The following is a 10,297-nucleotide window of genomic DNA, read 5'->3' as shown; positions in this document are numbered from 1 at the left end:
TTCATCACCTCGAGCCATATCGGTGCCGCACCGCTCATGCCGCTGACATTGCGCATGGGCTCTCCCGAAAAGTTGCCGACCCATACCCCGACGGTGTAGCGGCGGGAAAAACCGATGCACCAGTTGTCGCGCATGTCCTTGCTGGTGCCCGTCTTCACCGCCGTCCAGAAACGAGTGGCAAGAGGGTTTTCGAGACCGAAGGTGACGGCGCGCGACTCCCTGTCGGAAAGTATCTGCGAGATGATGAAGGAGGCCCTTTCGTCCATGACGCGGACCCCGGCTGGCGAGGGACCACCGAAAGTCAATCTCATCAAACCCCGACGTCCGCCTCGAGCCAGGGTAAGGTAAGCCCCCACGAGTTCGTACAGCTCCACGTCCGCAGACCCCAGTGCAAGGGAGAATCCGTAGAATTCCGGCTCCTCGGTGATACTCGCGAACCCCAGTTCCCTGAGCCTCTCCACAAAGGGCGCGAGACCTGCCACGAGGAGCGTCCTCACAGCCGGGACATTGAGAGACGAGGCCAGTGCCGTCCTCACACTCACGCCACCCCGGAACTGGTTGTCGTAGTTCTGCGGGACATAGAGCCCGGTGGGCGTCATTATGGAAAAGGGCGTATCTTCGAGAAGGGATGATGCGGTAAGATAACCTTTTTCAATGACGAGTCCATAGAGAAAGGGCTTCAGAGTTGAACCCGCCTGTCTTCGCGCGCGAATACCGTCCACCCAGACCGCGCTCGAGGTGTACCCGCTGTTGCCAACGTAGGCAAGGATCTCGCCCGTCGCATTGTCGGCGACCATGATGGCACCATCGGCGACGTTCTTCCCCCGCAGGGCGGCAAGATTGTTCCGCAACGCATCGAAGGCAAACCTCTGGAGCCGCCCGTCGAGGGTCGTGACCTCCCTGTCGCGTCCCGCCGAAAGTAACATGCGCGCCACATGCGGCGCCAGCGAGACATCGAAAGCAATGTGGTAGGCCAGCGTCAGCGCTTCGCCCGTCTTCCTCTCCACCTCGTCGTGGGTCACCTTCATCCCGGCCCTCTGCGCCAGGCGCCATGACCTCATCGCCACTCTTTCCCGCGACGCATTGGGTGATGTGATGAGAGAGGCCAGGATAGCGGATTCGACCTGGGTAAGACCCGACGGTTCCTTTCCGAAGAGGCCCTTCGACGCTGCCCTGACACCCTGCAGTTCTCCGCGATAGTATATAAGGTTGATGTAGGCCTCGAGTATCTCCTCTTTCTTCCACTGCCGCTCCAGAGCCAGCGCGGCAGTGACCTGCCGCCACTTCTGGCCAAGGTCCCTTCGCGCCCGTCTTGGTCTCAGATCACTGTCCATGATCGAGGCGACCTGCATGGAGATGGTACTGGCTCCCCGCAGCCTTCCGCTCGTCGCGCTGTGCGCCAATGCCGACACGAATGCCCCGGGGTCGACACCCCGATGGCTGAAGAAACGGTGGTCCTCGGCAAGGATGACAGTTTCCAGAAACGATGGCGAAACGTCGGCAAGGCGCGTCCATTCAAGCCGTCTGCCGCTCGCGTCCGTCCTCAGCGTATGGATAGGTTCCTTATGGCGGTCGAGAAGGACGGCATCGGAAACATGGTATGCGGCCTTTACGTCCTCAAAGGACCGGACATGGGTGTCCCGGACCGAGTGGACCGAGGTGAAGAGACCCGCCAGGGCAAGGCACAGGAGAACAAGCGCCGCGATGCCGCATATCCCCCATGCGCCTCTCAGATGTTTCGAAGGCATTTTCTCATTTCCTTACCTCTACGGGCCGGTTCGGTATCTCGCCGAACATCTCCGGTGCATAGAGAGCTTCCACGCGGGTTTCGGGCATGTGGAACATGCCATCATTATTGAGCCTCACGCTGTATTCCACGGTCCACTTCCCCTGGGGGACAAACTCATAGTACACCCTCAGGGCCTCGAACGACCTTTCACGGTATGCCTCCCACGCCCACCCCCGCTTAAGTCCCTGTCTGGAGAGGAGGGCCGAGCCCTGCCCGAGCCCGCTTCCCAGGATCGCCGAGCCCGACGGGATGGGATCGCTCACAACCACCCAGGTCATGTCAGAGCGGGCATCGATCTCCAACCGTACACGCATTACGTCACCGCGCGTCCATGTGCCCGGTACCTTGCGCTCCACGGCGGTGATCGTCTTCTTGATGGTGTAGCCCGAGGCCAGGGGTGCTTTCAGGGGGACGGCAGCTATGCTCTGTACACTTGCCCATGGCCTTCCCTCTCCCCTGTGGTCGATCCTGAGAACACTCTTCCTTTCGGGCCAGGGCAGGATAACGCTGCCTCCCTTTGCATTATCGGCCCACCTCACGGCGTCCTGTTTCTGGCCAAGTGCCACGGAAGACACACCCTTCACGGGCGTGGACTCGTACTTTCGCGAAAACCTCTCCATCGCCAGAACACCCCAGGCGTTTGCCGACGTTGTGTCCCAGCGGCCCCTCTTCATTCTTGACACCAATCCCCGGGCAATGCGCGGCACATCCTCGCGCCAGGCGGCAAACTCCATCGATGCTATGAGGGTTCGGGCACAGTTCAGGTCCGTCGATACCATGAGCCACCAGAGCTGATCCGACCTGTCCGTTGAAATACCCATGGTCGTGCCCTGAAGGTTAAGGCGCCCCCTCAATATCCGTACAGCCATCTCGAGTTTCTTATCCCTGTCCGGAATACCCGCCATACGGCGCAGCACATCGATCCAGTCCAGAACGGCCGAGGTCGGCCACAGGTTCGGTTCGATATCCATCGTTGTCAGAAACTGGGCATTCGCCTCGCCATACCTCGCGAGGGCGGCGATTGCGGCGACCTTCCTGATGGAGAGGTCCGCCGTCTGCAGCGAGGAGTGTCTGAGGACCTTCCCCTCCACAAAACCCCTGAGGCCCCGGATCATCTTTGTGCGAACATTCTGGGGTATCTCGTACCCGGACTCGCTGCTTATGGAGAGCAGATAGGACGTCAGAACGTCGCTGCCGCGCATCATGAGAGGGAAGTATTTCGCCAGGCCATCGCTGTCAAGATAAGCCGGAAACTGGCCCATGATATCCTTCCACATCTCACGGTCGCCGAGGGCGACCGCCTTCGATGCCTTCTGTTCAAGACAGGTGTAGGGATAGCGGCGCATATGATCCACCACGCCGTCGAGTCCCTCGGAAAGCCGCGCCCTAAGGGCAACGGCTACACCCCCGCGACCCGGCTGTGCATCCACGGGGTGCTCCACATCCATTTTAAGGGTGTCTTTCACCTGTGCCAGGGTGCCCTGGAACACCCTGAGGCTCACCGCCGGCACGACCTTCTGGGTCGCTTTGAGCGTATCCTGCGCCGGTCCTGAAGGCTCCTTTGCCGATACCTCGTAGTCGAGCCTCACGACACCGTTGGGCACGGTTATCTGCCAGTTCGCCTCCCGGGCCCCTCCGGCCGGTATGGCCACCGAAAGGGGCGGAAGCGACCGCTGGGATTTGCCATCGTTCAGTTTCAAACTCACCGCCACGTCCATTTGCCGGGCCGATGCATTGCGCACCGTGAATCCCGCGGTGAAACGGTCGCCTTCCCGGACGAGACCTGGCAGGCCCGAAAGCAACATGAGGTCCTGGGTAGTTCTGATCGTTCCCGCTCCGGTGCCGAAGAGATCGCTCCCCGAACTGGCTATGGCCACGACCCTGAAGGATGTAAGGGAATCATTGAGATCAAAGGTAACATCCGCTTCCCCGTCGCCGTCGAGGGGCACCGCGCTCCTCCAGTAAACAAGGGTATCAAAGAGTTCCCGCGTCAGCTGCTTCCCTCCGCCTCCCCCGTGAGGAAGCGCCTTGCGACCGAAATGGCGCTTGCCCACGACCATCATCTGTGATGTGGCGGTCGATACTTCGTAGTCCTTCCGGCGCATCATCGCCTCGAGGAGCCCCCAGCTCAGGTTCGGCTTGAGTTCAAGGAGTCCTTCATCAACCACGGCCACGGCAACCTCTGAGCCGCTCGGCGGTGCCGAACCGTCAGGCGCCCTCACCGCAATATGGGCCTTGACGGGCTGTCTGACTGCATACGTCTTCCTGTCTGTTTCGACCTTCACCTTGAGAACATGGGGCTTCCAGCCCACCCTCACCTCGGCTATGCCCAGCCTGTATGCCGGTTTTCCGGGATCGAAGAGAGCCGTCGGCTGTGTACCCGCCAGCCGTCCCCTGACCACGAGCGCCGAGACAAAAACGTTGGGCACGTAATTGGACTTTACGGGAATATCTATGACCGGGTTCTCCCGGGAAACCTTCTTTATGTATGCATCCATCACCCCTTCGCGTTCCACGGTAACAAGGGCCGTCGCCGTCCGGAAGGGCATCCGTACCTCAAAGCTCATCGTTTCGCCGGGGTCGACAAGGCGGCGGCGGGGGATGAGTTCGATGCGGTCGTCATTGCGGGCCTCGTGCCATGCGTCGTCCTTGCCATATACGGTCACCTCCCGGTTCGTCGAGGAAACATTCCCCCGGGAGTCCTTCGTCTGCGCCTCGATCACTATCCTTCCCGTCGCGGGTGTCTTTCCTTCGCAGCGGAGAATGCCATTCGCATCGGTCCTCCCCGAGCAGTGCTCCCCGATCTCTTTCGTTTCCGTAGCGTGCTCGAAGGCATAGAAACCGCCCGTTATCCTGCGCCTGTGGGAATACGTGGACCGTTTGAAGACCTTCGCCTTGACCGCACAGTCCGGCTGCGGATTCCCCTTGAGATCAAGAACGACCACCTGGTACTTCAGGGTATTGTCCACATTCTCCCCGCGGGCGGCTATTCCCGTATGAAGCGCTGACGGATACAGGGGTATCCTCGTCGACGCCGTCTGGACCTCCCCGTTGGGGTCTCTGAATTCGAGTTCGCTCAGGATCTCCCTCGGCACGTCTGTCCGGGGAAGGTCCTTGAGCGTTGACCGTGCGGTCCCGTTCCTGTCGAGGTTCAATTCAATCGTTTTGAGCCGTACCCGGGGGCGTCCGAACCTGTCCATCCTTACCCGGCGGTCAGAACCCTCCGCTGTCTCTTCGCCCTCGGGAGCCTCATCCTCGAAAAACCGGTCAGCGGTCTCATTAAACTTTTCCATACCCGTCCTGACCCGGCCCAGGGAGAAGGTAAGATCCTCATAGTCATCAAAGGAGATCCATTTCTGTTCCATTTCGGAACGGATCCGGATGGGATGGTCCGCCGCCGCCCCGCCGGAAAGATATCTGAGATCGACATCGACATCAATGGAGTCGGCGTTGATAGCAGGCTCCTTCGGGCCCCGGATGAAACCACGCATGAGGGGGACCCGGAACTGCTCAACCCTGAAGGAACCCGAGAGTTCTCCCATTTGCTCCCTCTTGCCCGGGGCCGGTGCGTTTCTCAGATAAACCTCATAGGCTCCCAGCTTCGCCGCGACGGGTATCTTCCATGTGTTTTCGGCGGTGCCGTTGCCCTTCCATGTGAGCCCGATGGTGTATTTCTCGTTGCTCCCGACATGGACGACGACCGCCTCGTTGATATTCCTAAGGCTGGAAGGCACAAAAAGACCCTCCATGGTGCGCTGCCGGACAAAATGCTTCATATGGACCGTCTCACCCGCTCTAAGGAGCGTCCTGTCGAAAACCGTGTGCGCAATTATGGGTTCTTTGCGGCTGCCATACCTTTCGGGAAGATTGAAGCGCCAGGATTCTATGCCGTCATCCCAGCTGGAATGAGTAAAGGTCATGTCCCTGCCGCTGCGGGCAAACACAAAGAGACCTCCCGTGATGCCCGACAGGACCCGTGAATATTCATAGTAAAGGCCTTTCTCCTCCTTGCCGCGGCGGCATTGAGGCAGACTGGCCTGGTCGGGAAGGCGCTTCGCGATCCTGGCGATACCATTCGCATCGGCGGTGCCCTGCCAGACGAGGCCGCCCCTGCAGTCCCTGAGCGTAACGGACGCATTGGCAACCGGATCACCGCTGTCGAGGGCGGTTACGAAAACGAGGGACGACTCCCTGCCCCATTTGAGATGCGCCGCCATGTTCGTGACCAGGGCAGAGGTAGGCACGTAAAGGGGTCCCGGTTTATCGAGAAGCCTTTGCCCCAGCATGAGACTCTCTATCTCGACAACATAGAAACCGGGCTCGCGAAGGGGTATGCCTATAACCTCGAATTCCTGTGTTCCTCCCGGCCTGGGTATCGATATCGCCCTGCTGTTCGGGTCCCCCTTCAGGACCGATCTCTCCCGCGGTGAACTGTCGAGCTTATAGAGCCATGCTATGATCGATGCGTCGTCGTCGGTTGTCCTGCGAATACTGCCCTTCATTCCCCCGACGGCGGGTTTCGCCTCGTCTCCCTGGACACGGCCCTGCGGGGCGGCGGGCCCCAAAACCCTCTCTTCATCTCCTCTCAAAAGCCAGGTCTTGACCTCCGCCTCTATATTGCGCACTGTGACGGGCAAAAAGGCTTCCTTCTTCGACTCGATGACGCCAAACCTGTCGGGGAACTTGGCCAGGGCGGGGTAAGTATCAGTCTTAACGGGAAGGGGAAACTTGCTGGCATTTGAAAGGGAGCGTCCTGAAACGTCCTTGAGACCTTCCGGCAGGTGAATATTCAGGAGACTCTTCTCGGGAAAAGGCCCGCGGAAGATCAGGTATGTGGTGTCGCTGTCACCCTCGTTGTCTATCCCCGGCTTCCATGCCATCGCCTTTGTCGAGTTCTTTTGTGTCGCCATGGTGACCTTCGCTGCATCCTTTTTCGATATGGGGGCCGAGAAGATGAGCCGCATCGGTGACAACGGTATGCACCCGCCGCGAGGCTTCTCCTTCATGCAGCGGAACCTTGCGGTGAAAGGCCCGCGCGCCCGGTAGGAGAGCACCTGGTCCTTCACAGTCGCCACGCCGCTCTTCGACCTCACCCCCCTGCCCCATATGATCTTAACAAGGGCCTTGGGGGGGAAGGCCTGCCTGCATTGGAACAGCACGGCGTGATTCTCGGCCTTCTTTGGAACACCCATATCGCGAAGTAATCGTCTACGCTCCTCGCCGGTTATAAGCCGAATACCGACGCGCTCGCGGATACGCTCGATGGAGCAGGAGACATTCTTCGCTACCGACGCCTCCGTGGCCGGTGCGTCGAGCCGGAAGAGGAACGTCTGTCTCTCTTCTATCTCATTGCCCTCGGCCCAGGGGTCCGATTCGCGGACCGAGGGACCCCCCGTATCGAATGTAAAGGTCTTCCGGCCTGCAACCGGCGTCCCCGAGAGGGTCTTGAGGTTCTGCTTCAGGGTGAAGGTACAGGCAACCCCGGCAGGGAGTGCCCCGGCAAAATCGTAAGACCAGTTCTTTCCGTCTATCCAACGCCCCTGTCCCTTCTGTGCGCATTGCACGGTGAAAGGGTCCACGAGACGAGGATCGCCGAATGCCGCCATCTGGTCGGTGAACCGGGCCGTTACCTGGCGGACATCCTTCACCGTGCCTTCCGGCGAGAACATCTCCACCGATGCACCGCCGGCATGACCGCCAATGCCTGACCATATGACCATCACGAAGATGGCAAAAAAGATCTTCCTCATCATACCCCTTCCTCCTGCATGCTCGTAAAAGTGAAACCGAGATCCCGCGCAACCTGCAGCCCGGATCCCGGAGCCTGTCCTGTTCATCAATACTATAAGAAAGAAAGAACCTTTTCAAGCAAGAAACCGCCGCATTTGCGGGCTGGGGGGCATAGAAGAATACGGGTCAAACTGGACGTACATGACGTATGGGACTGATAGATCTCGTAAGGATTCCGGTGGTCTTATTTCTCTGTTGGTCTTTAGACTATTTCTTTTCCTGTGCTGGACATGCTGAGGGTGCAATGCTTTATGCCCTTGATGGATCTGAGCATTTCCGCCAGCCTTCGGACCTCATCCGGCTTTCCCCTTAAGGCAATTATCTCAAGACAATTGTTGTGATCGAGGTGGACGTGCTGCGTGGATATGATGACATGTTGAAGATCATGTTGAAGGTCTGTCACCTTGTTCAGCAGTTCCCGGTGGTGATGGTCGTAAATGAGCGTTATCGCTCCGGCAACCTCTTCTCCGACCTCCCATTCCTTTGTGACGAGCTCCTGTCGTATGAGATCCCGAAACGCCTCCGACCGGTTGGAGTAATTCTTTTCCCTGATAAGCTCGTCGAATTTCCGGAGCAGTTCGCCTTCAAGCGAAACCCCAAACCGCACCAATCCGGACATAGCGCCTCCCCTGGTACCACTTTTTTTTTGCAGAGTAGCACATGGGAAGCCGGGCGTCAATAAGGGGAGGTGAGGAGGGAGGCGTTCTATGATCTATGTGAAGGAATTGTCTCATCTTTTCCAACCTCGAAGACAGAACTTAGAAGACTTCTTTATCCTGTTCTTTCATTTATCCTTTGAGAAAGGACTGCGACCTCCCGTATAATGTTCCCATGGGCAAGGTATATCTGGTAGGTGCGGGTCCCGGCGACATTAAACTCATCACCATAAGAGGCTTCGAGCTTATCCGCCGGGCCGACGTGCTCGTTTACGACAACCTCGTAAACAAGGATTTTCTTCGATTCGCCGGGGCAGGCGCAGAGATCGTATACGCCGGCAAGGAGGCCTCCCGTCACGAACTTCCGCAGAAGAAGATCAATGCCCTTCTTGCCGAAAAAGCGCGAGACAACAACGTGGTGGTGCGCCTCAAGGGTGGGGACCCCTTTATCTTCGGTCGCGGCGGCGAGGAAGCGGAGCACCTCGCCCGGATGGGGATACCCTTCGAGATCGTTCCCGGCGTTACCTCGGCCATCGCTGTCCCCGCTTATGCCGGCATACCCCTGACCCACCGCGAGCATGCCTCCACCGTGGCCTTCATAACAGGTCACGAAGACGAGAACAAATCGGCGTCCTCCATCAACTGGCACGAATTGGCGGCGGGACCGGACACCCTGGTCTTTCTCATGGGTATGAAGAACCTTCGTAATATCGCCAGACGGCTCATTGATGAAGGCAAGGACCCCGATACTCCTGCCTGTGTCATCCGGTCAGGCACCCTCCCCGCGCAAAAGGTCGTTTCCGCCACCCTTTCCACTATCTCCGATGAAGTGCGCAGGATGCGGCTCACGCCGCCTGGGATCATTGTCGTCGGCAACGTCATCCGCCTGAGGGAAACGCTGAACTGGTTCGAGCGCAAACCTCTCTTTGGAAAAAAGGTTGCAGTGACGCGATCTGAGCACCAGTCCCGCAGGTTCGGCGAACTTCTCACGGACCTGGGCGCTGAACCCGTCTATCTGCCTACCATCGATATCGAACCTATCGTTCCCAATTCCCGGCTTCGCAACGCCATTGACAGGATCTCATCCTATGACGCCATCATCTTTACAAGCGCCAATAGCGCCTCCATATTCTTTGCGCACATGCGGGGATCGGGTAAGGACGCACGGGTACTGAGCCAAGTCACGATCATCGCCATAGGCGGAGCGACGGCCTCACGCCTTGCCGTTTACGGTATAAAGGCTGACCTCGTCCCGGAGAAGTACACATCGGAAGGCATCGTCTCTGTCCTTGAGGCTTTTGGCGTCTCGGGAAAGAGTTTCCTCCTTCCCCGCGCCGAAGATGCCCGTGATGTCATCATTCGATACATCAGGGAGAACGGTGGGAGCTGCAGCGTCGTTCCCATTTACAGGGCAACTGTGCCATCGCCCGCCGAATCTCTTCCCGACGATCTCGATGTAGTCACTTTTACGAGTTCGTCAACGGCCAACAATTTCATTTTGCTTTATGGCAAGGACAAACTGAAGAACAGGATCGTCGCATCCATCGGTCCGGTTACGACGGCAACCCTTATACGGTCAGGCATCAACGTAGATATCGAAGCAAGGCAATCAGATATTCCGGGGCTGATAAGTGCCATCGAGACCCATTTCCAGCCCGACGGGAAAGGCCGCTGATCCTGACGGCCCGTCACCTGTCCCTGTAAGCGAGAACTGAACGGACATATCCGTCCATGTTGATGATGGTATGTCTGGCAGGATCATATGTAACGGTGCTTCCGCTTTCATTGTTCACCAGAACAAGTGTCCGTCCTCGCGGCACCTTTTGAAGCCCGAGGAATACCACGTTCTCTTTTTCCGCAGCTTCCATCGCGGTCTCTACTCAAACAATGAGGCATCGGAACTGCAATAGTCATTTCTTATGTTGCAGAAGGAGGGAAACTCCGAAGATTCCTCGTCCTTTATTGCGAGAACGCAGATTATCTTTCGCTCCCCCTGAAGCATCCTGGCTTCCCGACCATTGACCCATTGCGTCCTGCCGTTCACCAGCTTCACGATCTCCTC

Annotated in this window: 6 protein-coding genes; 1 reads left to right on the top strand and 5 read right to left on the bottom strand. The window is 58.3% G+C overall.

From position 1 onward, the window contains the following. From pbpC to nikR, 3 genes are all read right to left on the bottom strand, one after another. On the bottom strand, window positions 1–1,748 hold a 1,748-nt coding region (gene pbpC / locus PHC90_05625; protein ID MDD3845824.1), incomplete at its 3' end, for a penicillin-binding protein 1C. Between the two features lie 4 nt (window positions 1,749–1,752). Then, window positions 1,753–7,542: an MG2 domain-containing protein gene (locus PHC90_05620; GenBank protein ID MDD3845823.1), complete on the bottom strand. Its 5,790-nt coding sequence runs from the start codon at window positions 7,540–7,542 to the stop codon at window positions 1,753–1,755. Window positions 7,543–7,781: 239 nt separating this feature from the next. Continuing rightward, the gene (gene nikR, locus PHC90_05615) at window positions 7,782–8,198 is read right to left on the bottom strand and encodes a nickel-responsive transcriptional regulator NikR (GenBank protein ID MDD3845822.1); all 417 of its coding nucleotides are present in this window, start codon (window positions 8,196–8,198) and stop codon (window positions 7,782–7,784) included. Between the two features lie 212 nt (window positions 8,199–8,410). Here nikR and cobA point away from each other — a divergent pair, with 212 nt between their 5' ends. Further along, window positions 8,411–9,910 (top strand): uroporphyrinogen-III C-methyltransferase, encoded by a 1,500-nt coding sequence (cobA, locus tag PHC90_05610; protein ID MDD3845821.1) that lies wholly within the window; start codon window positions 8,411–8,413, stop codon window positions 9,908–9,910. 13 nt (window positions 9,911–9,923) lie between these two features. Here cobA and PHC90_05605 read toward each other — a convergent pair whose 3' ends face one another. Together PHC90_05605 and PHC90_05600 are read right to left on the bottom strand one after the other, a co-directional pair. Further along, window positions 9,924–10,103, bottom strand: a complete 180-nt coding sequence (locus PHC90_05605; GenBank protein MDD3845820.1) for a hypothetical protein — start codon at window positions 10,101–10,103, stop codon at window positions 9,924–9,926. A gap of 8 nt (window positions 10,104–10,111) precedes the next feature. Then, window positions 10,112–10,288 (bottom strand): hypothetical protein, encoded by a 177-nt coding sequence (locus PHC90_05600; protein ID MDD3845819.1) that lies wholly within the window; start codon window positions 10,286–10,288, stop codon window positions 10,112–10,114. Window positions 10,289–10,297: the final 9 nt, after the last annotated feature.

It is taken from the genome of Syntrophorhabdaceae bacterium, from assembly GCA_028698615.1.
GTDB lineage: Bacteria > Desulfobacterota > Syntrophorhabdia > Syntrophorhabdales > Syntrophorhabdaceae > Delta-02.
The sequence above is the reverse complement of the archived record's forward strand: the minus strand, read 5'-3'. Positions and strand labels throughout refer to the sequence as shown.